The sequence below is a fragment of the Shimia sp. CNT1-13L.2 genome, assembly GCF_024331145.1.
Lineage (GTDB): Bacteria > Pseudomonadota > Alphaproteobacteria > Rhodobacterales > Rhodobacteraceae > Shimia.
In genome coordinates this window covers 654540-680800 of sequence record NZ_JANDJO010000001.1, presented here as the reverse complement: position 1 = coordinate 680800, position 26261 = coordinate 654540, and the positions used below count along the sequence as shown (strand labels likewise).

The 26261-nt window shown below is 61.9% G+C and carries 18 protein-coding genes; 7 read left to right on the top strand and 11 right to left on the bottom strand.

Going from position 1 to position 26261, the window contains the following annotated elements:
* Positions 1-184: 184 nt before the first annotated feature.
* Entirely contained in the window at positions 185-7372 is a 7188-nt protein-coding gene (locus NNA36_RS03345) for a hypothetical protein (RefSeq protein ID WP_255104180.1), read from the bottom strand.
* A gap of 352 nt (positions 7373-7724) precedes the next feature.
* Here NNA36_RS03345 and NNA36_RS03340 point away from each other — a divergent pair, with 352 nt between their 5' ends.
* Positions 7725-8957 carry a serine hydrolase gene (locus tag NNA36_RS03340; protein ID WP_255104178.1) on the top strand — a complete coding sequence of 411 codons (1233 nt, stop codon included), beginning with the start codon at positions 7725-7727 and terminating at the stop codon, positions 8955-8957.
* A gap of 49 nt (positions 8958-9006) precedes the next feature.
* On the opposite strand, the gene NNA36_RS03335 is transcribed toward NNA36_RS03340, so the two are convergent.
* Genes NNA36_RS03335 through NNA36_RS03325 form a run of 3 tightly spaced genes read right to left on the bottom strand, consistent with a single transcriptional unit; the run spans position 9007 to position 11019 of the window.
* On the bottom strand, positions 9007-9798 hold the full coding sequence (locus NNA36_RS03335) for a metal ABC transporter permease (RefSeq protein ID WP_255104176.1): 792 nt from the start codon (positions 9796-9798) through the stop codon (positions 9007-9009).
* Positions 9791-10546, bottom strand: a complete 756-nt coding sequence (locus NNA36_RS03330) for a metal ABC transporter ATP-binding protein (protein ID WP_255104175.1) — start codon at positions 10544-10546, stop codon at positions 9791-9793. Before NNA36_RS03330 ends, NNA36_RS03335 begins: the two co-directional genes overlap by 8 nt.
* The gene (locus NNA36_RS03325; protein WP_255104174.1) at positions 10546-11019 is read right to left on the bottom strand and encodes a Fur family transcriptional regulator; all 474 of its coding nucleotides are present in this window, start codon (positions 11017-11019) and stop codon (positions 10546-10548) included. The genes NNA36_RS03330 and NNA36_RS03325 overlap by 1 nt, the downstream gene beginning before the upstream one ends.
* A gap of 94 nt (positions 11020-11113) precedes the next feature.
* Between NNA36_RS03325 and NNA36_RS03320 the strand changes: the two genes are divergently transcribed.
* Positions 11114-12295, top strand: coding sequence for a metal ABC transporter solute-binding protein, Zn/Mn family (locus NNA36_RS03320; RefSeq protein WP_255104173.1), 1182 nt, complete (start codon positions 11114-11116; stop codon positions 12293-12295).
* Here NNA36_RS03320 and NNA36_RS03315 read toward each other — a convergent pair.
* The 6 genes from NNA36_RS03315 to NNA36_RS03290 all read right to left on the bottom strand — a co-directional run bounded on the left by NNA36_RS03315 (position 12285) and on the right by NNA36_RS03290 (position 18763).
* Positions 12285-12767: a DUF2165 family protein gene (locus tag NNA36_RS03315; RefSeq protein WP_255104172.1), complete on the bottom strand. Its 483-nt coding sequence runs from the start codon at positions 12765-12767 to the stop codon at positions 12285-12287. The two genes, NNA36_RS03320 and NNA36_RS03315, sit on opposite strands and share 11 nt — an antisense overlap.
* A gap of 75 nt (positions 12768-12842) precedes the next feature.
* A complete protein-coding gene (locus NNA36_RS03310) occupies positions 12843-14504 on the bottom strand; it encodes an ABC transporter substrate-binding protein (protein ID WP_255104171.1) in 1662 nt (553 codons plus the stop codon).
* A gap of 95 nt (positions 14505-14599) precedes the next feature.
* The gene (locus NNA36_RS03305) at positions 14600-15040 is read right to left on the bottom strand and encodes a hypothetical protein (protein ID WP_255104170.1); all 441 of its coding nucleotides are present in this window, start codon (positions 15038-15040) and stop codon (positions 14600-14602) included.
* 353 nt (positions 15041-15393) lie between these two features.
* Positions 15394-16803 (bottom strand): FAD-binding oxidoreductase, encoded by a 1410-nt coding sequence (locus NNA36_RS03300; RefSeq protein ID WP_255104169.1) that lies wholly within the window; start codon positions 16801-16803, stop codon positions 15394-15396.
* An 8-nt stretch (positions 16804-16811) separates the two neighbouring features.
* A complete protein-coding gene (locus NNA36_RS03295) occupies positions 16812-17993 on the bottom strand; it encodes an amidohydrolase family protein (RefSeq protein WP_255104168.1) in 1182 nt (393 codons plus the stop codon).
* Positions 17990-18763 carry a creatininase family protein gene (locus NNA36_RS03290; RefSeq protein WP_255104167.1) on the bottom strand — a complete coding sequence of 258 codons (774 nt, stop codon included), beginning with the start codon at positions 18761-18763 and terminating at the stop codon, positions 17990-17992. Before NNA36_RS03290 ends, NNA36_RS03295 begins: the two co-directional genes overlap by 4 nt.
* A 224-nt stretch (positions 18764-18987) precedes the next feature.
* On the opposite strand from NNA36_RS03290, the gene NNA36_RS03285 reads away from it, so the two are divergent.
* The 5 genes from NNA36_RS03285 (at position 18988) to NNA36_RS03265 (ending at position 25120) form a co-directional block, all read left to right on the top strand.
* Positions 18988-20061, top strand: coding sequence for a glycosyltransferase family 2 protein (locus tag NNA36_RS03285; RefSeq protein ID WP_255104165.1), 1074 nt, complete (start codon positions 18988-18990; stop codon positions 20059-20061).
* Positions 20062-20100: 39 nt separating this feature from the next.
* On the top strand, positions 20101-22326 hold the full coding sequence (locus NNA36_RS03280; RefSeq protein WP_255104163.1) for a glycosyltransferase family 2 protein: 2226 nt from the start codon (positions 20101-20103) through the stop codon (positions 22324-22326).
* An 84-nt stretch (positions 22327-22410) separates the two neighbouring features.
* The gene (locus NNA36_RS03275) at positions 22411-23415 is read left to right on the top strand and encodes a hypothetical protein (protein WP_255104161.1); all 1005 of its coding nucleotides are present in this window, start codon (positions 22411-22413) and stop codon (positions 23413-23415) included.
* A gap of 2 nt (positions 23416-23417) precedes the next feature.
* Positions 23418-24179: a sulfotransferase family 2 domain-containing protein gene (locus NNA36_RS03270; RefSeq protein WP_255104159.1), complete on the top strand. Its 762-nt coding sequence runs from the start codon at positions 23418-23420 to the stop codon at positions 24177-24179.
* 11 nt (positions 24180-24190) lie between these two features.
* Positions 24191-25120, top strand: coding sequence for a phosphoadenosine phosphosulfate reductase (locus NNA36_RS03265; protein WP_255104157.1), 930 nt, complete (start codon positions 24191-24193; stop codon positions 25118-25120).
* 28 nt (positions 25121-25148) lie between these two features.
* Here the strand turns inward: NNA36_RS03265 and NNA36_RS03260 are convergent, their stop codons facing one another.
* Positions 25149-26168, bottom strand: coding sequence for a LacI family DNA-binding transcriptional regulator (locus tag NNA36_RS03260; protein WP_303623612.1), 1020 nt, complete (start codon positions 26166-26168; stop codon positions 25149-25151).
* Positions 26169-26261 lie beyond the last annotated feature (93 nt).

Genomic DNA, 26261 nt, shown 5'->3' with positions numbered 1-26261 from the left:
GGAACGTGGTAAAAGTTGCTCGGTATTCTTTTGGTTGGAAAATCGAAAAAGTCGCGCGGGGTTGAGGAAACCTTAACAAAAAATGTGATTCTTTGCGACTTTCCTGAGATTCGGTCCCGTCGAGCAAAGAGAAACGCCGTGGCGCGGGCCACGGCGTTTTCGGTTTTCAGGCTGACGACCGGGATCAGAGGAAATCGAAATCGTCTGCGGTCAGCTTGTTCAGGGTTGCCCCTGTGATGGTGATCGTGTTCAGGCCATCGTTATTGAAGTCGTAGACCACGTTGCCGCCGACCTCGGTCGAATTGGCGATGAAGTCTGCGAAGGTTTTCACCTCGACGGTGTCCGCGGCAAAGCGGATCACGTCATGCGCGGCGTTGAACTTGGCGTGGGTAAAGCCGGTGATGACATCGTTGCCGTGGGTCGCGCCCGAGAAGACAAAGACATCGGCGCCACCGTTGCCGGACAACTGGTCATCGCCGTCGCCACCGTCGAGAACATCGTTGCCGGTGTTGCCGATCAGGGTGTCGTTGCCAAGATCGCCGAAGATGGTGTCGTTCGCGGCACCGCCGTCGATGCTGTCGTTGCCGAAGCCACCCTCGATGGTGTCGAGACCGCCGTTGCCCAGAAGGGTATCGCTGCCGGAGCCGCCTTTCATGATGTCGTTGCCGATGCCACCGTCAAGGAAGTCGGTGCCGTCGCCGCCGCTCATGTCGTCGTTCTCGGAGCCACCTTTCATACTATCGTTGCCAGTGCCGCCAAGCATGGTGTCGTTACCGGCACCGCCTTCGAGCGTGTCGTCCTCGGAGCCGCCGTGCAGGCTGTCGGCACCGTTGTCGCCGAACAGCTGGTCGTTTTCCGAACCGCCAACGAGTTGGTCGTTGCCGCCGCCGCCACGCAGGCTGTCAGCGCCGGCGTTGCCGATCAGGGTGTCAACTCCGTCGTGGCCAAAGAGGGTGTCAGCCCCGCCGCCGCCGTCCATGCTGTCGGCACCCAGGTTGCCTTGCATGGAGTCGTTGCCATTGCCGCCAAGCAGGGTGTCGTTGCCGTTGCCACCCAGCATGGTGTCGTTGCCACCGCTGCCAAACAGTTTGTCGTTGTCGGCCTCACCTTTCATGTTGTCGTTGCCGGCCTTGCCCTTGAGCACGTCGTTGCCGGCGCCACCGATAAGAATGTCAGCACCGCCCTGACCGTCAAGAACGTCGACCCCATCGCCACCAAGCAGGCTGTCGTTGTTCTGGCCGCCGAGCAGGGTGTCGTTGCCCGCACCGCCCGTCAGGGTGTCGTTGCCGCCACCACCGTTCAGCTTGTCCTTGCCGCCATCACCCTTGATCGAGTCGGCACCGCCGCCGCCGATCAGCGTGTCGTTGTCATCGCCGCCGGACATGGAGTCGGCACCGGTGTCACCCTTGATCGAGTCGGCTCCCGCACCGCCGTTCAAGGTGTCGTTGCCCTTGCCGCCGAGGAGGGTGTCATTGCCATTGCCACCAAAGGCCTGGTCGTTGCCATCGCCACCCAGAAGGCTGTCGGTGCCGTCGTCGCCAAACAGGCGGTCGTTGCCAACGCCGCCGTTGACGGTGTCGTTGCCCGCGTCGCCGTTGATGGTGTCATGGCCGCCATCACCGGTGATCTGGTCGTCGTGGTCACCGCCAAACATGCTGTCCTGACCGGCGCCACCGTGCATGGTGTCATTCTCGGTGCCACCGTCCATATAGTCGCTGCCGTCGCCGCCGAACATGCTGTCCTTGCCGGCGTCACCGGACATGCGGTCGTCGCCGGCATCCCCTTTCATGGTGTCGTCACCCGACCAGCCGATCACGGTGTCATTGCCGTCGTTGCCTTCGAGGCTGTCGTGGCCCTGACCGCCCTTGACGTCGTCGTTGCCGCCGTTGCCAAGGATGGTGTCATTGCCGTAGCTGCCGAAGAGAACATCGTCGCCGTCCGGTAGGCCTAGGCTGGAGGGCAGCACGATATCATACCAAGAGCCAACGACGTTGGGGTCGTAGAAGGCGGGTTTGATGATCATGTTCTCGAGGTCGAAATAGCCGGACGAATGCACAAGCGGATCATAATCGTCGACCGAGGGCAGGTTGTAGTAGACGGTGATAACCCACTCGCGGAATTCCTCGAGCGAGAAGCTCTCGTCGCCGCGGATGTAGTCATCGCCGTGCGAGCCGTCGATCGCGTCGTTGCCCGAGCCGCCAACGATCTTGTCGTTGCCGAAGTCGCCGGTGATTGCGTCGTCGTCGGCACCGCCGTCGAGCCAGTCGTCGCCGTAAACGCCGCTGAACACGTCCATGCCCGCGCCGCCCCAGATCATGTCGTCGCCGCGGTTGCCGCCGCCTTCGTCGTTGCCGTCGCCGCCGTCGATGAAGTCGGGTTTGTCGTCGCCGAAGAAGGCGTCGTCACCTTCGAACATCAGCATGATGTCGCGACCTGCACCCCCGGCGATCTCGTTGCCCTGAATGTTGTCGAAATAGATGTCGTCGCCGAAGGTCAGCGCCAGCGCGGTGCCGTTGAGGCCGAGCTGATCATCCATGTCATTGGCAGAGACGTACCAGATGTGGTCGTGTCCACGGGACTGGCCGATGTCTTCGAGGAAGGTTTCGTCAGCCAGAACAACGTTCACGTCCGGGCTTGGCGGGGTGTCGTCGATCTCGTGGGGCACGTCCGACTGGATGAAGAGATCCATGAAGGGCGTGATGCCGTCGGCGGCCATGCCGTCGAGGTTGAAGATGTCGACGGTCAGGTCGGTAAGCTGAACGTTCTTGAGGATCAGGGTGCCGCGTGCCGTGGTCAGGTTCACGTCGGTGCCGTCCTGCACCATCAGCGAGAAGAGGTAGTCGGCGGAGAAGCCGATGGCGCTCATGTCCAGCTTGTCGAGGAAGGGATCGAAATCCCAGATCACATCGGTGCCGTCCAGCGGGGCCGTCGAGATCGACGGGCCGGTCACTTCGTCGCCACCGTTGAACACGTGGTTCCGGCCAATCTGATAGATATCGGCATAGGCGGTGACCGGGATGCTCATGTCGATCTCGCCGGTGACCAGCGAGCGATCGGTGTTGAACAGCCACTCGACGTTGGCCAGCCATTCGGCAGTGAGATCATCTGCGCCGACAAGGCCTTCGAGGGCGAAGAGGTTGGCATGCAGGCTGGCTTCGCGGTCACCGTAGAAGGTGTCGTCGTGGGCCGAGGACTTGAGGATGTCGTTGCCCGCACCACCCAGAAGGCGAGCGCCGCCGTCGAGGTAGAAGGAGCCGCCAAGGCTGTCCTGGATCGAAATCCGGGTTGTTGCGCCGTCGACAAAGTCGTTGCCGTCGCCACCGTTGACGAAGCCGACCATGCCGGTGCCGCGCACCACGTCATCGCCGCTGCCGCCGTGGGCGCCGTTGAAGCCCCAGACCGGGCCGCCATCGGTGACGGTGATCAGGTCGATGGTGAAGTCTGCCTTGGGCTGGTAGGCGAAGATGACAACGTCGTCGCCGGAGCCGCCGTCTGCATAGAAGTCCATGCCGTTGTTGGTTTCGATATAGTCGTCGCCGTCACCGCCAAAGACCGCGTCGTTGTCCACGTCGCCGAAGACGAAGTCGTCGCCCGCACCGCCGTGGGTGAAGTCGTGGCCGTGGTTGCCGCCGATGTGGTCATCATCGTCGCCGCCGAGGATCATATCGTTGCCGATATTGCCCGACAGGATGTCTTTACCGGCGTTGCCGAACAGCGTGTCGTTCTCTTCGTTGCCTTCGATCGAGTCGACGCCGTCGCCGCCGACCAGAAGGTCGTTGCCGACGCCACCGATCATGGTGTCTTCGCCGTCGCCGCCATAAAGTTTGTCGTTGCCGTCGCCACCGTTCAGCGTGTCGTTGCCCGCGCCGCCAAAGATGGTGTCGTTGCCTTCGTTACCTTCGAGATAGTCGGCAAGGTCGACGCCACCGGGCAGGGTGTCGCTACCGCCGAGGATGCGGTCGCCGCCGGTGCCACCGATGACAAAGTCGCTGCCGTCGCCGCCGATGATGGTGTCATACCCTTCGTTGCCAAGCAGAGTGTCGTTGCCGGCACCCCCGTCGACGAGGTCTTTGCCAAGGCCGCCGGAAAGGTCGTCGTCACCGCCATTGCCTTGAAGCGTGTCGGTGCCGTCTTCGCCAATCAGCGTGTCTTTCTGTGCGCCACCAACCAGCAGGTCATTGCCGGCGTTGCCGTTCATGATGTCGTTGCCGCCCTGACCCAGCAGGGTGTCGTTGCCGTCGCCACCAAACAGGCTGTCGTTGTCGTCGCCGCCTTCGATCGAGTCGTCGCCGGCACCGCCAAGCAGGGTGTCGTCGCCGGCTCCGCCAAGAAGTGTGTCGTTGGCGATGAACTCGTTGTCTTCGATATAGTCGTTGCCCGCGCCACCGATCAGCAGGTCGATGCCATCGCCGCCCTGGATCGAGTCGTCGCCGATACCGCCGTCGACGGTGTCGTTGCCGGTCCCTGCGAGAACAGTATCATTGCCGTCGCCGCCAAGCACGCTGTCGTTGCCGTCGCTGGTGTCGATGCTGTCATGACCAACGCCCGCATCGACGGTGTCGTCTTCGCTGCCTGCGAAAATCGAGTCGTTGCCTTCGCCCGCGTCGATGCTGTCTGCGCCGGCGTTGCCGTGCAATTCGTCGTCGCCCGCGTCACCGATGAGGCTGTCTGCGCCTTCGCCGCCCGAGAGGCTGTCGTTCAGCAGGCCGCCGATCAGGGTGTCGTCACCGTCTTCGCCGATCAGCGTGTCATTGCCGCCTTCGCCCATGATGCTGTCGTTGCCGGCGTTACCGTTCAGGGTGTCGCTGCCCGCGCCGCCCTTGAGGGTGTCGTCGCCATCACCGCCGAACAGGCTGTCGTCATCATCGCCCCCGTCGACCGAGTCGTCGCCCGCGCCGCCAAGCAGGGTGTCGTTGCCCGCGCCGCCCAAGAGGGTGTCGTTGGCGATGAAGTTGTTGTCCTCGATATAATCGTTGCCCGCGCCGCCGATCAGAAGGTCGATGCCGTCACCGCCCTGGATCGAGTCGTGGCCGACGCCGCCGTCAACTGTGTCGTCACCAGTGCCTGCGATGATGGTATCGTCGCCGTCATTGCCAAGGACGCTGTCGTTGCCGTCGCTGGCGTCGATGTTGTCGTTGCCAAGGCCGCCATCAACGGTGTCGTTTTCGCTGCCTGCGAAGACCGAGTCGTTGCCTTCACCCGCGTCGATGTTGTCGGCGCCCGCGTTGCCGTGGATTTCATCGTGGCCTGCATCGCCAACAAGGCTGTCAGCGCCTTCACCGCCCGAGAGGCTGTCGTCGTTGATGCCGCCGATCAGGGTGTCGTTGCCATTCTCGCCGATCAGGGTGTCGTTGCCGCCTTCGCCGAGGATGAGGTCATGGCCCGCGTTGCCGTTCAGGGTATCGTTGCCCGCGCCGCCCTTGAGGGTATCGCGGCCGTCACCGCCGAACATGCTGTCGGCTTCCGTGCCGCCTTCGATCGAGTCGTCACCCGCGCCACCCAGCAGGGTGTCGCTGCCTGCGCCGCCAAGGAGGGTGTCATTGGCAAGCGAGTTGTTGTCCTGGATAAAGTCGTTGCCCGCGCCACCGATCAGAAGGTCGATGCCGTTGCCGCCCTGGATCGAGTCGTCGCCGATGCCGCCGTCAACGGTGTCATCGCCGGTGCCCGCGATGATCGTGTCATTGCCATCGTTGCCGAGAACGGAGTCATCGCCATCGCCCGCGTCGATGTTGTCGTGTCCGAGGCCGCCATCGACGGTGTCATTTGCGCCACCCGCGAAAACCGAGTCGTTGCCATCGCCTGCATCGACGATGTCGGCACCCGCGTTGCCGTGGATTTCATCGTTGCCCGCGTCGCCGATCAGGCTGTCGGCACCTTCGCCGCCCGAGAGGCTGTCATCGTTGATGCCACCGATCAGGGTATCGTTGCCGTCTTCGCCGATCAGGGTGTCATTGCCGCCTTCGCCAAGGATGCTGTCGTTGCCGGCGTTGCCGTTCAGGGTGTCGTCGCCGCCACCGCCCTTGAGGGTGTCGTTGCCGCCGCCGCCAAACAGGTTGTCGTTGTCGTCGCCGCCATCCAGCGAGTCGCCGCCGTTGCCGCCCTTGAGGGTATCGCTGCCCGCGCCGCCAAGGAGGGTGTCGGAGACGACATCGGTGGATTCCTCGATATAGTCATTGCCCGCGCCGCCATCGACATAGTCCGCGCCAGTGCCGCCGAACAGGGTATCGTTGCCGCCGTCGCCGAACAGACGGTCAAGGCCCGTGCCGCCGAGGATGCTGTCGTCGTTGTCGCCGCCGCTGAGGCTGTCATTGCCCGCGTCGCCGCTGATGATGTCGTTGCCGGTGCCGCCGTCTGCGGTGTCGTTGCCCGCGCCGCCGATGATGCTGTCCAGGTCGGCATCGCCAAAGAGCGAGTCGGCCCCGCCACCGCCGGTCAGGGTGTCATTGCCCGCGCCACCGCGCATGGTGTCGTTGTTGACCACTGCGGTTTCGAACAGGATGTCATTGCCTGTGCCGCCATCATAGCTGTCGGCGCCATCGCCGCCGAGCATCGAGTCATTGCCGGTACCGCCCTCAAGGGTATCGTCGCCGGTGCCCGCCACGAGGGTGTCGGCATCGCCATCCCCCGCGACATAGTCATCGCCGCCGCCGGCGGTGATGCTGTCGTTGCCTGCACCGCCCATGAGCGAGTCGGCCTCGTTATCTGTCGTGTCGGTGATGGTGTCGTTGCCGGTGCCGCCTTCGACGGTGTCGAGGCCGGTGCCGCCAATGATGCTGTCGTCGCCTTCGTCGCCGCGGATGAGATCGTTGCCCGCGCCGCCAAGCAGGGTGTCATTGCGGTTGCCGTCTTCGGAGAGGGGGAGATCGGTGTCGAGTTGGGACTGGTCGCCAAAGATGATGTCGTTGCCCGCATCGCCGCTGATGTAGTCGCCGCCGATGCCGCCGAAAATCTGGTCGTTGCCCGCGTTGCCGCTCAGGCTGTCGTCGTCCGCGCCGCCTTCGATGTGGTCATGGCCGCCGCCGCCGCCGATGGTGTCGTTGCCAAGGCCGCCCAGCAGGGTGTCGTTCTCAACATCGGTGGTTTCGATGATGCTGTCGTTGCCCGCGCCACCATGCACGCTGTCGGTGCCGGTGCCGCCAAGCAGGGTGTCGTTGCCCGCGTCGCCTTCGAGCGTGTCGCTGCCGGTGCCGCCGAGCAGGCTGTCGCCGCCGTCACCACCAAGGAGGCTATCATCACCAACGGCGCCGACAAGCGTATCCGCGCCACCGAGGCCGGAGAGGGTATCGTTGCCACCGAACCCGGAAATCGAGTCATCCAGAGCCGTACCCGGCAGGTTATCGTTGTTTCCGTTGCCGTTGATAATATTCGCCATTTTACAATCCCGATCTCAATTACCGCACAGGGCATCCATTTACAGCGTTCCGCATCAGCGAGTAGCAATCGAAAACGGCGAAAATAGGACCGGGAATTGCCCGTGTGCCCCGATTTTCGCCACAAATAACACCGAGAATATGACCTTGCTGCGAAAGCTGCCTCATTTTAGACAAAAACCTAGAGCTTTTACACCCTGTTTCCAGATCGGAAACAGTTGACGGCCGTTCGTGCAGAGGATTGCGAAGGTGCCGCGACAATAGCGCCTGCCGTGCGTGAATGGCCTTTTTTCGGGGATCGGTCTAAGACAGGTCAATTCGGGCGATGCCCGAAGCGGGATGAAGGAGACAGCCATGACCGGATCGCATCGTCACGGGTTTGACCGCGCGCGCCTGGACCGTTTGAAGGGCTGGATGGAGCGTTATGTCGATGAACGGAAGTATGCCGGATCGAGCCTCCTGATCCGTCAGGGCGGGCAAGAGGTGATGTTCCATGCCGCCGGAATGCGTGCGCTGGAAACCGGCCTGCCCTTTGAACGCGATACCGTGGCGCGCATCTATTCGATGACCAAACCCGTGACCAGCGTGGCGCTGATGATGCTTGTCGAGCGTGGGCTGCTGCACCTGGACGCCCCGGTCAGCGCCTTCATACCGGCGTTTGAAGAGATGACGGCGCTGGTGCCGGGCGCGGCGCGGATCGACGAGGTCGAAGCTGCGCCCTCCCCGACACTGCACCAGTTGCTGACGCACACTTCGGGGTTGAGTTATCCGTTCAACCCCGGCGTTCTGGCGCAGGCGATGGATGCGCAGGACCTGATCTTTCGCGCCAACCAGGGCGCGCTTGCCGATATGGTCGACAAGGTCGCCGCCCTACCGCTGGCGTTCCAGCCGGGCAAGGCCTGGGAATACTCCGTGGGGATCGACGTGATCGGGCGGGTTGTCGAAGTTGTGTCGGGCAAAACGCTGGACCGTTTTTTCGCCGATGAGATCTTTGCGCCACTCGGGATGGTTGAAACCGGGTTCTCGGTGTCCAAGGGAACCGAGGCGCGATTTGCCTCGCTTTATACGCCGCTTGCAGGCAGTGCGATGGATTTGAATTCTGCCGAGACCGGGGGGGATAGCCTGCGGTTCGTGGATGGTGTCGAAGGCTCGCCCTTCCTGGCGGCGGACATGTTCTCGGGCGGTGGCGGGCTGGTGGGCACCATCGACGACTATATGGCTTTTGCAGAGATGCTGCGCTGTGGCGGGGCGCTGGGCGAGGCCCGGTTGTTGTCGCCCGCGACCGTGGATTTCATGATGTCGAACCACCTGCCCGGTGACATTGCCTCGATGGGGCCGCAGAGCTTTGCCGAGCAGCCGATGGAGGGCATGGGCTTTGGTATCGGGGGCGCCGTGGTGCTTGATCCGGCGCGCGCCCGCACACCGGGATCGGTAGGGGATTTCAGCTGGGGTGGCATGGCGTCGACCTTTTTCTGGGTCGATCGGGCGCAGGAGATGAGCGTGGTGTTCTTCACCCAGCTTTCGCCATCGAGCAGCTATCCGTCGCGCGCTGAACTGAAGGCGCTGGTGCACGGCGCCCTTGTCTGAACGGGGGCGCTGCCCCCGGACCCCCGGGGTATTTTCACCAAGAAGAAGATTAGCGCGGCGCGAAACGGGCGACGAGATTCGAGGCTGCGAAGATCGTTGCGGCTGTGCAGACAATGGTCGGGCCGCTGGGTGTATCGTAGAGGAACGAGATGCGCAGGCCGCCCAGTGCCGAGACCGCGCCGATCAGCGCGGCAATCACAGCCATGCCTTCCGGGGTGCGCGACAGCGGGCGGGCACTGGCGGCGGGGATGATCAGCAGGGCCACGATCAGGAGCGCCCCGATGACCTTGATGGCAACGGCAACGACGATGGCGAGGCCGAGGGTCAGCACCAGCTGTTCGCGTTTCGGATTGATGCCAGAGGCATAGGCGAGATCGGGGTTCAGGGTCGAGGTCAGCAGGGCGGACCAGCGCCACGTTGTCAGGGCCAGCGTCAGGGCCGCACCGCCCCAGATGATGGCGAGGTCGCCGCGGGAGACGGCGAGGATGTCGCCGAAGAGATAGGCCTGAAGATCAATGCGCACGCCCTGGACGAAGGAGACGGCGACAAGGCCGAAGGCGAGGGCGGAGTGGGCCAGCACGCCGAGGAGCGTATCCATCGCGTAGCCGCGTCCGGAAAGAGCGGTGACGGTGAGCGCCATAGCCAGTGCCACGGCCAGCGCTCCGGTGAAGACCGAAGCCGAGAGCGCCAGCGACAGGGCGACGCCGAGGATGGCGGCATGGGCGGTGGCATCGCCGAAATAGGCCATGCGCCGCCAGACCACGAAACAGCCCAGCGGGGCGGCGGCGATGGCCACGCCGACCCCGGCGATGATGGCGCGGATCAGGAAGTCATCAAGCATGGTCGCAGTTTCCATGTTCGTGGGAATCGGGCGCGTGGGCGTGGTGGTGATGGTCGTGGTCGTGCCGGTAGAGCGCGAGGGCGCCCTGGGTTCCCGAGCCGAAGAGCGCGCGATACTCGGGGGCGGTGGCGACGATGTCGGGGGTACCGTGACAGCAGACGTGGCCGTTCAGGCAGATCACGCGATCCGAGGCGCTCATCACGACGTGGAGTTCGTGGCTGACCATGAGAACGGCGCTGCCGAGTTCGCGGCGCACCTGTTCGATCTGGCGGTAGAAGGCAGCCGAGCCGGGTTGATCAAGGCCGGTGGTTGGTTCGTCAAGGATCAGGAGATCGGGTTTCCTGAGCAGGGCGCGGGCCAGCAGGACACGTTGGAACTGGCCGCCGGAGAGGGCGGACATCTGGCGATCCAGAAGGCCGTCTGCGCCGGCGTCGGCGAGGGCTTCGAGCATCGTGGATTTGGAGTGACGGACCGGCAGGCAGAGGAAACGGCGCACGGTCAGGGGCAGGGTGGCGTCGATCGAGAGCGACTGCGGCACGTAGCCGATGCGCAGGCCGGGGGTGCGGGAGATGGTGCCGGCGGTGGGTTTCACGGCGCCGATGATCGAGCGCATCAGGGTGGTCTTGCCGGAGCCGTTCGGGCCGACAACGGTGACGATCTCGCCCTTGTCGATGGTGAAGTCGACATTCGACAGGGCGGAATGGCCGCCGAGGTGGACGGACAGGTTGTTGAGGGTGACGAGGCTCATCAGGCGGCTTCCGGCTGGCAGCCCGGGCAGAGGCCTTCGACCTCGATCACGGTGTTCTCGATACGGAAGCCATGTTTGCTAGCGGCGTCCTTGAGGCTGGCGGTGGGCATTGTGGCTTCGGCGATTGCGCCGCAGTCGCGGCAGATCATGAACAGGGGCGAATGGGTGTCGCCGGGGTGGTTGCAGGCGAGATAGGCATTCAGGCGTTCGATCTTGTGCACGAATCCATGGGTCGTGAGAAAATCGAGGGCGCGGTAGACCACGGGCGGTTGCGAGCCCATGCCTTCGGAGGCGAGGACGGCGAGGATGTCATAAGCCCCCATGGCGCGGTGCTCTTCCAGCAGGATTTCGAGGACGCGTTTGCGGGCGGGGGTGAACTGCAACTTGTTGCTGGCGCAGAAGGTTTCGGCGTTTTCCATGGCGGAAGAAACGCAGATGTCATGGTCGTGCTGCCCGAAGCCGATGTCATGCATTTTCGTATCCTCGTGATGAGAGGGGTTGATATAGTATAACATATCAGGATATGCCAGCGTCCTGTGATATGACCACTTTCCAGGAGTGAAGCAAGTGAAACAGGGTGTAATCGGGGGCGTCTTGGCGCTTGGCCTCGGACAGATGGCCTTGGCAGAGGCCCCAAAAGTTGTAGCGGACATTGCGCCGGTGCATTCGCTGGTGGCGCAGGTGATGAAAGGTGTCGGCGAGCCGTCGCTTTTGATCCAGCCGGAGGTGTCGCCGCATGATTATGCGATGCGTCCGAGCGAGGCGCGCAGCCTTCAGAACGCGGATGTTGTTTTCTGGATCGGTCACGAGCTGACTCCGCAGCTGGAAGACCCGATCGAAACCATCGCGTCGAAGGCGCGTTCCGAGGAGCTGGTGGATGCCAAGGGGCTGATCCAGATGGACTTCCGCGAGACCGCGGTGTTTGGTGACGAATATCACGATGATCACGATGAACATGGCCACGACGACCATGATGAGCACGACGATCACGAGGATCATGCCGATCATGACGACCACGATGACCATCATGATGAACATGATGATCACGCCAAGCATGACGAACACGACCATGATGAGCATGACCACGAGGGTCATGACGACCACGACGAGCATGCAGAAGAAGGCCATGATCATGACGCGCATGAAGAACATGCGGATGAGGACGGTCACGATCATGACGAACACCAAGAAGCCGGTCACGATGATCACGGGCACGAAGGCCACGATCATGATGGTCTTGACCCGCATGTCTGGCTGGACCCGGAAAACGGCCGTGCCATGCTGGCGCACATTGCTGCGGTTCTGGCGGAGGTCGACCCTGACAATGCCGACACCTACCGCGCCAACGCCGCAGAGGCGCGTGTTCAGCTTGCCGTGCTGATCGAAGAGACGCAGGCGCGTCTGCTACCGCTTCAGGATCGCGGGTTCGTGGTGTTCCACGATGCCTATCACTACTTCGAAGAGCGTTTCGGCCTCGAGTCTGTTGGTGCGATCATGCTGGGTGATGCCTCGGCGGCAAGCGCGGCGCGGCTGGCGGACATCCGTGAGGCGATGAAAGAGCGTGGTGTTGTCTGTGTCTTCACCGAGCCGCAGTTCAACCCGAAGATCGTGCGTGCCGTGACCGAAGGGGCGGATCTGGCTTCGGCGGAAATGGATCCGGTCGGTGTGTCGCTGGAACAGGGGCCGGGGCTTTACCCGGAACTGATCCGGGCCTTGGCCGCCAGCGCGGAAACCTGCCTTAAAGGCTAAGAAAGATCAGGTTGCCCAGACCCCACAGCGTGAGCTGAAAGTGGGTGTTCTGGGCACCCTCGTGGCAGAACCAGTATGAAAAGTGGTTCCCCACCACGGTGAACATCGCCCAGATCGACGTGAACATGATTGCGCCAAGCATGGCGACTGTACGGGCGTTCTCCACCACCATCGATCCGAAAATCGACAGCAAGAGACAGGCGACGCCTGCCCAGAGGACGAGGGTTGTCAGAAGCTCTGCCGCGACGACAAGGCCGAAGGCGGCCTTGTGCAGCTTGCGGCTCTTGATGCTGCGGTGGGCGACGCGGGCGTATTCGTCGGGGTAGTCGGCTTCCATACGCTCCATCGTGAAGACTTGTGCGGTGTAGGTTTCATTCACGGAGGGGTAGAGGATGTTGTCACGGACGCCGAGGGTCAGCCATGCGGCGGGTAGCGCGAGGGATACGGTTTGTGCGAGCAACGTCATGTCCATGGGAACACCTATTGAAAAGTAGTTTGCATGAAAAAGGGCCGCCCGAGAGCGGCCCTTTTCGTGTCTGCGTAAGACTTAGGTCCAGTGCATTGCTGCCGGACGCAGTTCGAACGAGATGTGGTGATCGGCACCAGCCAGACCCTCGCGGGTGTGGTTGTAGAGCGAGCGCCAGTAGGGCTGGATGGTGACGGCGTCTTCCTGAAGGATTGCCTCACCTTTGGCCATCAGGGCGCGGCGTGCTTCCACGTCGGCGGTTGCCAGGGCCTGTTCGAGAACGGCGTCAAACTCGGGGTTTGCGTAGCCGAATTCGTTCCAGGCTTCACCCGACTTGTAGGCCAGTGCCCAGATCTGGACGCCCAGCGGACGGTGGTTCCAGTTGGTCGACGAGAACGGATACTTGGTCCAGTCGTTCCAGAAGGTCGAACCGGGCAGGATGGTGCGCTTGACGTTGAAGCCGGCATCACGCAGTTGGGCTGCGACGGCGTCGGTGGTGTTCTTGCGCCATGCGTCGTCGATCGAGTGGATTTCCATCTCGAAGTCGGCCATGCCTGCTTCTTTCAGCAGTGCGAGAGCACCGGCCGGATCGTGCTTGGGCATACCGATATCGGCATATTCCGGGTGTGCCGGGCCAACGTGGTGGTTTGCCGCCGCAACACCGCGGCTGTCGTAGCCCAGTTCCAGAAGCACGTTGTTGTCGACGGCCATTGCGATGGCCTGACGGACGCGCTTGTCGGCATAGGGCTTCTTGCCGTCAACTTCTGCCAGCTGGTTCGGGCGGATCACGATGGTTGCCATGGTGACAACTTCGTTTTGCTTCCAGCCGTCGAGCGAGCCGATGATGTCGATGAACTCACCGTCTACCGAGTAGAGCGCGTCAACTTCGTCGGATTCTGCTGCTGCAACCCAAGCTGCCGGGTCGGTGCCGTAGTCGACATACTCGATACGGTCGAGCCATGCGCCGTTGCCTGCGTTCCACCAGGTGTGGTTCTCGTTGCGGACCAGTGCCGATTGAACGCCCACTTCGAGCGATTCCGGCAGGTACGGGCCGGTGCCGATCGGGTTGGTCAGCATGTCGTCTGGGTTATGCGACGAGTGCACGATGGCAGCCGGGTAGTCAGCCATGCCCGGAACAAGCGAGATGTCCGGCTTGGGCAGGTTCAGGCGAACGGTGTGGCTGTCGACCACTTCGATTGCGCCGTCGATCGCCTTGTTGGTGTTCGGGTCGATCAGGGTGGCGAAACGACCGGCCATCGAGTTGCCCTCGACGTCCTTGTCACACCAGCCGGCGATGTTGCGTGCCACGTCTTCCGCGGTCAGATCGTCGCCGTTGTTCCACTTGACGCCTTTGCGGACGTTCAGGGTGTAGGTTTTCGCGTCTTCCGAGATGTCCCAGCTTTCCAGCAGCTGCGGCTGGAAGGTACCGTCGTTCTCGTAGGTGATCAGATATTCCAGCCAACCGCGCGAGAAGTTCGCGATCTGCGACCAGTCGTAGGTGCGCGGATCCTTGAGGGCGCGTACTTCCATCTGGATGCGGGCGGTGCCGCCCTGTTTCGCGTGGCCTGCGGCCTGGGCCGGAGCGGCCATGCCGAGCATCGAATATGCAGTTGCCGCGGTTGCACCGAACGCGCTGGCCATTGCCAGGAATTCGCGGCGGTTCACGGCGTCGTCACCTACCTTTGCCGCCTGATCGACGATCACTTTCGGCATCGGCTGTCCGTTACGCTTGAAAAATTCCATTGGTTTCCTCTCTGTTGGTTTTTTAGGGCTTTGGCCCCGTTTTCGCAGCGGTGCTGCATGGGTTAGACGGACCGAGTGGCCGGGCCGCCAATCTCTTATGGTTTTGCTCGCATCTCCTCGAAGCCGTCTTCGGGGCGCTGGTCTGCGCGGATGCTTGACGGATTGCTGGCCTTCCCGAAGGGCCGGGAGTTATTCCCGTGCGTTGCGGCCTGTTGATCCAAGATCAGGACGTTTTCCTCCTGCCAGTCGTGACTGTGCACATTCCGATCCAAAGTGCGAACCTTTCCTGTCTCCTCCAAAAGGTTCGTGCTTTCCAACTCCTTACAACCATCCACGGCATGGGCGCGGTATGCAACACATAAAGACTCTTTTTTATTAACTGGCGCGATCTGCGTCGGGTTCCAGTCGCGGGTCCACTTTGTCATGCCCTGCAAGCGCTTGGCACAGGCAGAGGCGAGTGTCGCAATGGTGTCGTTCAACACCTGCCAGATGATCTGGTTGAGGTGAAGAAACGGATGTGCGGAGGGGAGGGGCATAGCGGCAACATTTGCACGGGTCCTGCCGGTTCGGGAATGTCCCGGAACGGCCCGGGTGGACCGCTGCGCCGGAAGTGGCGAAATGAAATTGTTCGAATGCCCTCGCATAAGCAATTTTAGGTACAGCCGCCCTTGTTTGCTCTGGTCCGTTAACGACCCGTATGTGTGCAGATTCGACACGCAGCTACGAAATACCGTCGTTTTTGGACTTTTGTGGGCCGAAAGTGCCCTTTGTGAATCGCGCTTAAGTTGTGTTGTGTTCCGGCCAATGGGAAGCCCCTGCGGATGATTCTGTTCCGCCAGGGGCAACCCTTTGTTCCGACAAGAAACTCTTTCGCTCATCGGCATCCTGTTCAGCCCGGGATCATTGCCTCGATGGCTTCGGGGTCCATGTCCTTTACGTTGACCCATTCACGCGACTTTGCGGCGTTCAAAAGCCCCTTGGGATCCATGCGCTTTTTCCATGCCAGATGGCGGTAATCGGCGTTCTTGAGACCGCCGCCCTCGACCATGCAGATGTGGGCGTCGAAGATCGGGAAACCGTTGGCTTCATAGGTGGCTTCGATCTCGTGCAGGCGCTCTTCGGTCGAGTACCAGACGATGGGCAGATCAAAGGTCACGATCTCGCCGTCGAGAAGGGCGAATTCGTGGTGCTGCCAGACGTCATCGCCCAGTTTCGGACGCAGGTCGGCGATGGCCTGCGGATCAGGGGGCGTGGGGCATCCGACTTGCAGGTAGGTTGCCGAGCGGTCGGCCTTGAGGACCTGAAGCGTGGTGTGGTTGTAGGCGAACTCATAGACCAGCGGGATCTTGGCCTCTTTCAGCTCGGCCTCGGACATGGCGAGATCGACATGCCCACCCTGCTGTGCGATCAGGGCGCGGAAGGCCTCCATGTCTTCTTGTGGCACCAGCGAGACCAGCAGGTGCTTGTTCTTGCGAATGCGGCCTTCCAGTCGCGGATAGAAATCGCAGATACGGGCGTCCTGCGTGCTGACCAGCTTGCGGGCGATGTTTTCGGCGCAGGACAGGGCATAGCCGGCGGCATAGGTGTCGCGGTAGCTGTCGAAGGTCGCCATGCAATGCACCCAGTTGCGATGCGGGACGGTGCGCAGGGTCACTTCGGTGATGACACCGTTAAGGCCCCATGCGTGGTGGATCTGGTTCACGGCGTCGCCTTCGAAAAGGCGTTCTTCGGGGGTGTCGGTCACCGACATCGCCTTGAGCGAGACGATGTTACCGGGGTCGCGCAGCATGCCCTGGGCAACCGACCCGATGCCAGAGGAGCCGCCGGCGACAAAGCCGCCGATAGTGGCGATGTCCTGCGTCGAGGGGAAGATGGCCAGTTCCCATCCCTGTTCGTGCAGGGCGGTGTTGATGTCTTCGATGATCGCCCCGGCCTCGGCGCGGACAAAGCCTTCGCCGATTTCGAGGATGCGGTTCATGCGGGTGGTTTCGATGATCAGACCCCCATCGAGCGGAACGGCCTGACCATAGTTGCCGGTGCCGCCGCCGCGCAGGGTGATCGGTGCGTCATGGGCGTGGGCCGTGCGCAGGCAGTGGGCCAGTTCCTCGGTTGTGGAGGGCAATGCCACGAGGTCGCCGAAGCTCTTGCGCAGCTGTGCGTTCAGGATCGGGGAGTACCAGAAGAAATCACGGCTGCGTTTCTTGACGAGCACGGGTTCGGAGATGGTTTCAACAGGGGCGAGTTCAGCTTCGAATGCGGCCCAGTCGAGGGCGGTTTTGCCGGAGATGGAGTGTGTCATATCAGTCTCTATTCTTGCGGAATTGGCGCCAATGGGGCGCCGGAAATCAGGGTGGAAAGATCGCCGGCCTTTGCGTGCAGAAGGCGGGAGATCGGGGTGTTGTCGACGTACATCGGCGCTTGGCCGAGGGCGTGGGCAGCGTCGGTGGTGATGGCGGGAAGCCATTGGTCGAATGGTGGATCGAGATGCCCGGCAAGCACGGCCAGTTCGAGGGTGCGCAGGGGATCGTGACGGCCCACGGGGCAGAAGGCATCGCGCACGTTGTCGGCCCCGATCACGATGCGCACGCCTGCGCGGCGCAACTCGTGCAGCATGGTCAGGCCGCGTTGCCGTGGGGTGCCGTTTGTGCGCCCCTGAAGGTAAAGGTTGGTGGTGGGCAGGGCGGCAACCGTGATGTTGGCGCGGGCGAGTTTGTCGGCAATCCGCCTGACGTCGTCTGCCGGTTGGCTGGCGAGGCTGACCGCGTGCCCACAGAGAATTGGCCCGTCGTGGCGGGTGGCGATGGCCGTGTCGGCAATTTTCTCCAGCCCTCTGAGATCAGGGGCGAGGCCTTCGTCGACGTGGAAATCGAGGGGTAGATTCAGTCTCTGTGCCTGCTGAAATGCCTGTTCGATGCCGATGTTGTGATCGGGTTGGTTGAAGACGAAAACACCAAGGGCATGGCCATCGGGGATGGCGTCTGACGCCGTCTTGGCAAAGGCCGGATCGGCCATCTGGATGGCGCTGGTTAGCGAGCAGAGTTGCAGGCCGGGGGTGTCGGCGGCGAGTTCGGTAAGAACCTGCCAAGAGAGCGGCGGCTCGGCCTCGTCTCCCCAGTCCACATGGCTGCGGATCAGGCCGGTGCCGGCGCGGGTGTATTCTTCGATGCCACGCAGCGCGCGGTTGCGGATGTCGGCATCGGTCCAGTTTATCTTGTCGGCGCGCTGGGCTTCGATGGCGGCGGTCAGATCGCCGCCGATATCCTCCAAGCGGTCGACGGTGTGGCATTTGTCGAGGTGGCAATGCGGCTCGACAAGGGGCGGCATGAGGAGGGTGTCGCAGGGGCCTGAGGCGGGGCTTATGGCGCTGAGGAGCCCGTTTTCGAAGCGGGCATCGCCGCAGAGAAACGCACCCTCGACCGTGCCGCCAAGGCGATCCGGATCACGCAAGAGGATGCGCGGAATTTTGATATTTGGCAGTGTTAGGGTCATTTTTGCGGGTCGAAAGCAGCGAATTCGGGAAGGTAAGCGGCGAAAGAGCGGGCGGCTGTGTCGATGAGATGCGCGCCCTTTTCCGCGGTTGCGGCCGTGGCATCGCCACAGACGCCAGTGTCTGACACATCGTCGATGATCCAGCCGGGACGGGCAGGTTGTCCTGTGAGGCCGGCGGCCGTCCATGCGCGGCTTTTGGGGGGCGTGTTGGGTGCGCGGGTCATGTCGACGAGATCCGGTGCTACCGCGAGCATGGCGGAGGTTTCGAGGTCTCCGGCATGGATATCGTGCTTCTCGTCTTCGGGGGCCAAGAGGCCCTTGGTGTCGGAGAAGGCGAACCACGAGGCATGGGCGGTGATGAGGCCATGCGCGATGCGGATTTCGCGGCAGGCCACCTCAAGGACTGCCGTGTTGCCGCCGTGGCCGTTGACCATCAGCAGGCGGCGCACGGGGGTGCGGGCCACGGAGGCCGCGATGTCGTCGAGCATCGCCAGCAGGGTGCGGGCCGAATAGGTCAGGGTGCCGGGGTGATTGAGGTGTTCGTTCGACTTGGTCACCGTCAGCGTCGGCAGGATCAGCGCCGAGACCTCAGCGGGCCAGAGCGGCAGGCTGCGGGCGAGAACGGCTTCGGTCAGGGTGGTGTCAACCGACAGCGGCAGGTGGGGCCCGTGCTGTTCGGTGGCCCCAAGCGGCAGGATCGCGACGGTGTCGGGATCAAGAGTCGTGAAATCGGGGGCCTTGAGGTCGGCCCAATACCCCTGCTGGCGCATGGTTGTCTCCGGTCTGTGACGGGCGGACATGCGCAATCACCATGCGATGCCCATCCCGAGGGAATGAGTGCATGGCCCTTTGATCCGTCTGTGCCAGAGATAGGCAGAACCTAGGGCGGCTCGGGCGATCTGGCAAGGGGTGTGCCATTGCGGACCCAGTTTTGCGCCATTGGTGAATGGTCTTTGCGCGGGGCGGTGTGGGCGTGGTATCAAGGGACAAGCCCATGAAAAGGGATCAAGAGCAGGTGCGTATTCTTTCGGTGACATCGGTCCGCAACGAGGGCCCCTATCTGCTTGAGTGGATTGCCCACCACAAGGCGGCCGGTGTGACGGATTTCCTTGTGTTCTCAAACGATTGCGAGGACGGCACCGAAGAGATTCTGGCGGCGCTGGACGCGGCAGGGATCGTGACGCACGTGCCGCATGAGCGGGCGAGGGGCAAGTCGATCCAGTGGCAGGCGCTGCATGCGGCGTGGAAGCATCCTTTGCGCAAGGCGGCGGATTGGGTGCTGGTGTCGGACGTTGATGAATTTTTGAACATTCATACCGGGGATAGGACGCTTGGCGCGTTGTTGAAGGCGGTGCCGGATGATGCCGACGGGGTGGTGATTCCCTGGCGGCTGTTCGGGAGCAATGACGTGCTGGGGGTCGAGGATCATCCGGTCACGCAGCAGTTCACCCGCGCCATTCCCGCTGATGCGCAGTATCCGGTGGCGGCGAGTTTCTTCAAAACCCTGTTCCGCGCCAAAGGGCCTTTCAACCAGTTGGGGGTGCATCGTCCCAAGCAGAAGTCGGCCGAGAAAGCCGGGCTGCCGGTGTTCGTGGATGGGTCTGGAAAGGTTCTGCCCGAGGGCATGGTGGCCAACCAGAACCGCCTGTCGCTGTTCGGGATTTCGAGCGGGCGCAAGCTGGTGGAGATGAACCACTATTCCGTGCGTTCGGCGGCGGCCTTCCTGATCAAGAAGGCGCGTGGCTTGCCGAACCGGGCGAGCAAGCCGGTGGACCTTACTTATTGGGTGGAGCGCAATTTCAACACGGTCGAGGACCGGTCGATTGATGCGATGCGGGCGGCGACAGAAGCGGAACTGGCGCGGCTTTGGGCGGTGCCCGGTCTGGAGCGGCTGCACAAGCAGACGGTGGCCTGGCATCAGGCGCGGTTCTCGGAACTGGTGCTGGACCTCGAGAACCACAGTCTTCTGGTGCAGATCCTGACGGCGGGCGGGTCGCAGGTGGTGCCGGAGTATTTGCAGCAACAACTGGTTCGGTGGTATCAGGTTGCCCATAAGAACAACACATAAGTGCCGGTTCAAAGGCCGGCCGAGCAGGTCTTGAGTGAGATGGCGACGCCAGAATTTTTGACGCGTGAATTGAAGCACCAGCCGATCGGACGTGGTGTGGTGCTGGATGCGGTGCATCTGCCGGGTGGCGGGGCGCAGGTGTTTTTCAAGGTGGGAACCCGTGGTGACGAGATCACCGCCGGTTCGGGCACAACGATCACCATGATCCGCAGTGTTGGCGACGGTATGATCGTCACGACCGGGGAAAGCGCGCCGCGGCTTGTGGTGGATGGTGCCGAGGCCGAGGTGGCCGTTCACGCGTCGGAGCTTGATTTGTTTGCCGGGTTGAACGTGGGCCTTTCGATCCGCAATGGCGAGAGCGCCGAGGCGGCGGCAGAGTGGCTGCGGTATCATGTGGAAACGCAGGGCATGCAGGCGGCGCTGATCCTTGATCGTGCCAAGCCGGGCGAGGGATTTGCCAAGGCGCTTGCGAAGGCTGCGAAGAAGATCAAGGGCCTGCAGCGGGTGGTCGTTGTGCAATGGGACGTTGCGCTGGGCAATCCGGCGTTGCCCCCCGAGGCGCATCCGTTCAACGCGCCGGATGCGCCCGGCAAGGACCGGATGGAGATTCCAGAGGCCTCTCCGTGGGACAGCCCATTGGGCGAATTGCAGCTGTTTGAATGGGCGCGGCACCTGTTTCTGGATCGGGCGCGGGCGGTGGCCTTTCTCGAGGTTTGCGAGCTGGTGGAGGCGGGCGAAGACACGGTTTTTGACGCGGCCGTCAATTCGAGCAGCGGGGCCATCCAGCTTTTGGGGCGGCATTGCTATCCGTGGCGGACGCGCAAAGGCGATGCCGCGCGCTTTGCCGATCATATCTGTGTGCAGTTCGATGCGACCAAGCTGCGGCGGAAATGGTGTGTTGCGCCGGAACGTGTCGGGCCGCAGTCGGTGTGGCGGCTGGTGCGGATCGTCGGGGCCAATCCGACGCCGGAAGAGTGGAAGCCTTTCAACCGCTTCATGGCGCTGCGCCATCCGACCGAGACGGTTTCGCAGATCGTGCCGAAGACATCGCTTGTGGAAGATGACGGGCTTTTGCAGCTTTCGAAGGAACGCTTCGGCTACAAGCCCGTACGGATGCCGGAGATTGCCGCGCCAGAGGTTGATCCCAAGGCCAACCGCGTCTGCATCATCACCTGTATGAAAAACGAGGGGCCATTCATCCTTGAGTGGGTGGCCTATCACAGGGCGATCGGGGTGGAGGATTTTATCGTCTACACCAACGACTGTACCGACGGGACCGATGATTTCCTGGATCTGTTGCAGTCGAAGGGCATCCTTCAACACCGCGATAACCCGTTCAAGGGCACCGGCCTCAAACCCCAGCACGCGGCGCTGCATGCGGGGGAGAAGGAAGAGATCGTCAAGAACGCCAACTGGGTGATCTCGATGGATGTGGACGAGTTCATCAACGTGAAGGTGGGCAATGGGACGCTGCCGGAATTGTTCGAGGCCGTGGGCGACGCCAACATGATTTCCTGCACATGGCGCTTGTTCGGGAATTCGGACATTCATGCCTTTGTCGACGAGCCGCTGATCGCGCAGTACACGCGCTGTGCCGAGGAGATGACGCGCAAGCCGCATCAGGCGTGGGGTTTCAAGACGCTGTTCCGCAATATCGGGTTGTTCAAGAAGCTGGGGGTGCATCGCCCCAAGGGTCTCAATCCGCAGCTTTGGGATCATATCCGCTGGGTGAACGGATCGGGCAAGCCGCTGCCCAAGGACATGTTCCGCAATGCCTGGCGGTCGACCACCGAGACGGTGGGCTATGACATGGTGCAGCTGAACCACTATGCGGTGCGGTCGGCGGAGAGCTTCCTAGTGAAGCGGGATCGGGGGCGCGTGAACCACGTGGACCGGGATCAGGGGCTGGCCTACTGGTTCCGGATGAACAACAACGCGACCGAGGACACCTCGATCCAGCGGATGATCCCGGCGCTTGAGGCGGAAATGGCGCGGCTTTTGGCGGACCCCGAGATTGCCGAGGCGCATGCCTATTGCGTCGACAAGCACCGGGCCAAGATCGATGCCCTCAAGGCGACCGAGAACTATGCCAAGTTCTATGGCGATTTGACCGGCGCACGTATGGAAAAGCTGGCGCGGATTCACCGTATCTTTGGCGCCAACGTGTTCCTTGCCGGGCCGGATGTCATTCCGGACGAAGTTGTCGCGCAGGACCATCCTGAAGGGTTCTATTTTACCGTGGAAAAACAGGAAACAGCCCACTAGCTGCCGCAGCTTCGCCCCATTTTTCAAGGAAACTGGGGCAGATTGTGGTAGAGTTTAACGAATAACGAAGAGAGCAGTGTAACAATGGCGAAACTCCCGGAAATTGCGAGCCTTTGGATTGGTGGGCAGCTGACCTGGCTGGAACAGCTGTGTCTGAAGTCCTTTGCGGACGCAGGGCATCACATCACGCTCTATAGCTATGAGAAAATCCCGAACATTCCCGAAGGGGTGCACGCGGGTGATGCGAACGAGATTTTCCCGGGCAACCCGATGTATCGCCACGCCCGCACCGGTAGCCCGGCAATCCATGCGGATCTGTGGCGTCTGAACCTCTTGAAGAAGACCGACAAGATCTGGGTGGATGCGGATATTTACTGTTATCGCCCCTTCAACTTTACCCGCCAGTCGGTGTTCGGCTGGGAGAAGGACGATCTCGTGTGCAACGCGGTTCTGGGGCTGCCCAAGAATTCCAAGGCGTTGAACATGATGCTTGAGTTCTTTGAAGATGAATACGCGATTGGCCCCTGGCTGAAGCCCTGGCAACAGGCCGAGTTGCAGGCCGAGAAGGATGCAGGTCGTCCGGTGCACATGACCGAGCAGAACTGGGGATTTACCGGCCCTGCGGCGGTGACTTACTTCCTCAAGAAGAGCGGCGAGATCAAATACGCCGAGCCGGTCGAGGCCTTCTATCCGATCTCGTTCAAGCATCGGAACCACATGATCATGGGCAAGTTCAACATCGAGGATGAACTGACCGAGGACACCAAGGGTGTGCATTTCTGGGCGCGCCGGATGAAGCCGCGTCTGGAAGAAAAGGAAAACAACCGCCCGCGTCGTGGGTCGTTCATGCGCCAGCTGATCAAGAAGCACGGTATTGATGTGGATGCGGCGCTGATCCCGCCGAAGATCAACAAGCCCAAGGCGCCGGTGGATGATCCGGAGTTCAAGGCGAAGCTGGCGATCGAGGCCCTGCGTGGCGAGGCGTCGATTGAAAAGCTGTCGCACGACCACCTTGTCGAGCCGAGCTTTATCAAGGAGTGCCGGGCCAAGCTTGTCGAGGCGGCCCCGTCTTTGTTCGGGGCAAGCTGATCATGAGTTTGCGAGACGATATCCTTGCGAACTACCAGCACAAGCGGCACTTTCTTCAGACGGTGAATATTCCGGTTCTGGGCAGGCCGTTCCTTTATATGAAGAACCACAAGTCGGCCTGCACCACGGTGCTGGCGACGCTGATGGCGCAGCTTCTGGAGTTGCAGGGCGAAGGCACCGAAAGCATCGACATGGACAGCGTTCACACGCCGCCAAAGTCGCTGTTGCTGACCGGACCGCGGGGTCTCAAGGTCTGGCAGGTGATGGAGGCGTTGCGCGATCCGGAGGTCTTCAGGTTTACTATCGTGCGCGAGCCAACCGCGCGGACGGTCTCGTCCTTTGCGGACAAGATCGTGAAGGGGGACAAGCAGAAAGCCAAGCTGATGCGCTATCTTGGTCGCCCCGACGACAGCGACATTACACTGTCCGAGTTCCTCGACATTCTTGCGCAGGATGAAGGTGCACAGGATGTGGATCGCCACTGGCGGCCGCAGCGCAAGGAAATCAGCTGGGATTACATTGATTATGACTTTGTCGGGGACATGGCCGATCTGAACGGGGCGCTGGCGCATATCGTGCGCACCCTGTTTGATGCGGAACGCCCCGAAGTGCAGGACACGCGCAAGACGCTTGGACACAAGTCGCATAGCCGTGAATTGCTGGAGGGCATGACCGCCGAGGACAAGCGCAATATCGAACGTGCTTTCGGGCCGGACCTTGAGATGTATGAAACCATACGCAAGCGTCTGGCCGAGGCGGCCTGAGAGGATTTGCCATGAACGAGACCGTAGCAATTGACGCAAGCCAGGCGGAAACCCAGGCGGACTGGAAAGACAACCTGCGTGAGATCGGGGCCAGGGAAGGGTTCTATGAAGAGCTTGGCGCGCAGCACACCGCCTTGTTCGTAGAACGCGGCAAGACGCTGATCGTGACGTTCGAAAATCTGGACCATGTTTACGGGCGTGCGGCGGACCGGATGCCTTGGGGCTTTGGCTTTGTCGAGCAGCAGGGCTGGTCGATGCTGGGCATGATGGCCAGTGACTGGACCTGGTATCGCGATGATGCGGTGCATGACTTCTTTGACCGTCTGCGCGACGAAGGGTTCTTTGAGAAATTCGACAAGGTTGTGTTCTATGGCGCGTCGATGGGGGCCTATGCGGCCTCGGTCTTTTCGGCAGCGGCCCCGGGATGTCAGGTGGTGGCGATTTCCCCGCAAGCGACCCTGAATCGCGAGATCACCCCTTGGGAACAACGCTATCGCAAAGCGTGGCGGCGCGACTATACGGGCCGGTATGGTTATGGGCCCGAGATGTCGGCCTCGGCCGAGAAGGTGCACCTGTTTTATGATCCGCGCAATACGATGGATTCGATGCACGCGGCGCTTTTCCAGGGTGACAATGTCGTCAAATACCGCTGTCGTTTCATGGGCCACCGGATTGCATCGCTCTGGATTCAGCTTGGGCTGTTGAAGCCGATCGTCACGGAATGCGTGAGCGGCGAGATGACCACGACCAAGTTCTATCAATGGATGCGGGCGCGGCGCGAGAATTCGCGGTTCCAGAAAGAGATGTTGCAGACCTTGCAGGAGATGCAGCGCCCGAGGCTGTTGATCCGCTACTGCGAGGCCGTTCTGGCGCGCCGGCGGGCACCGCATTTCCGCAACGCCATGAAGGCGGCACGAGCCTCTCTCAAGGGAAAAAAGTAGGCGCCCCATTGGGACGCCTGTTGCCTGATCAGCGGCGCTTGAGGGTGTCGCCGAAGGAGATTTTCGGCGTCAGCTCGGTGATCATGTCGGTGTCTTCACCGTTCACGCGGGCGGCGATGATCTCGGCCGCCTTGGCACCGATCTCGCGGCGGCAGGCATCCATCGTGGCAAGCTGACGGGGCAGACCCTGTAGCAGTTCGACACCGTTAAAGCCCGCAAGACCGATCTCGCCGGGCACGTGATAGCCTTTTTCCAGCAGGTAAAGCAGGCCGCCGGCGCCGATCATGTCGTTGGAGTAGTAGAGGAAATCGAGCTCTGGGTTGCGTTCCAGCATGGCCGCCGTCATCTCGCGGCCCTTGGCCAGCGCAGAGCCGCCGGAATAGAACTCTTTCTCCTGGATTTCGACACCGTTCTTGGCAAGGGCCTCGGTGAAGCCTTCAAACCGTTTTCGGGCGCGGTGATCGAGCGGCATCTTGGTGCCGAGGAAACCGATGTTGCTGTAGCCCGCCTTGAGGATCGCCTTGGCCATTTCGCGGCCCGCGCGCCGGTGCGAGATGCCGACCATCGTGTCGACCGGCTTGCCGTCCACATCCATGATTTCGACCACGGGGATACCCGAGGCATTGAGCATGGCGCGGGCGGCTTCGGTATGTTCGAGACCGGCGATGATGACGCCAGAGGGACGCCATGACAGCATCTCGTAAAGGACTTTCTCTTCCTTCTCGGGGAGATAGTCCGAGACTCCGACAACCGGTTGCAACTCGGTGTCTTCCAGAACCTGGCTGATGCCGCCAAGCACCTCGGGGAAGACCATGTTGGAGAGCGACGGGATGATCACAGCCACGAGGTTCACGCGCTGGCTTGCCAATGCGCCGGCGATCTTGTTGGGCACATAGCCCAATTCCTTTGCCGCCCTCAGCACCCGTTCGCGGGTGGCGTTCGAAACGTCACCGCGGTTCCGAAGGACGCGGCTGACTGTCATTTCGGAAACTCCGGACGCCTCGGATACGTCGCGTAGGGTCAAAGAGCGTTTTTCGTCGTTGGTCAAAGGGAACATCCTGTTTGCAATGAAAAAATGTTATCGCGAACAGTTGGTGGTGTTCAAGAGTCACGATGGGTCTTGGGCCGTTTAACAAGAGGT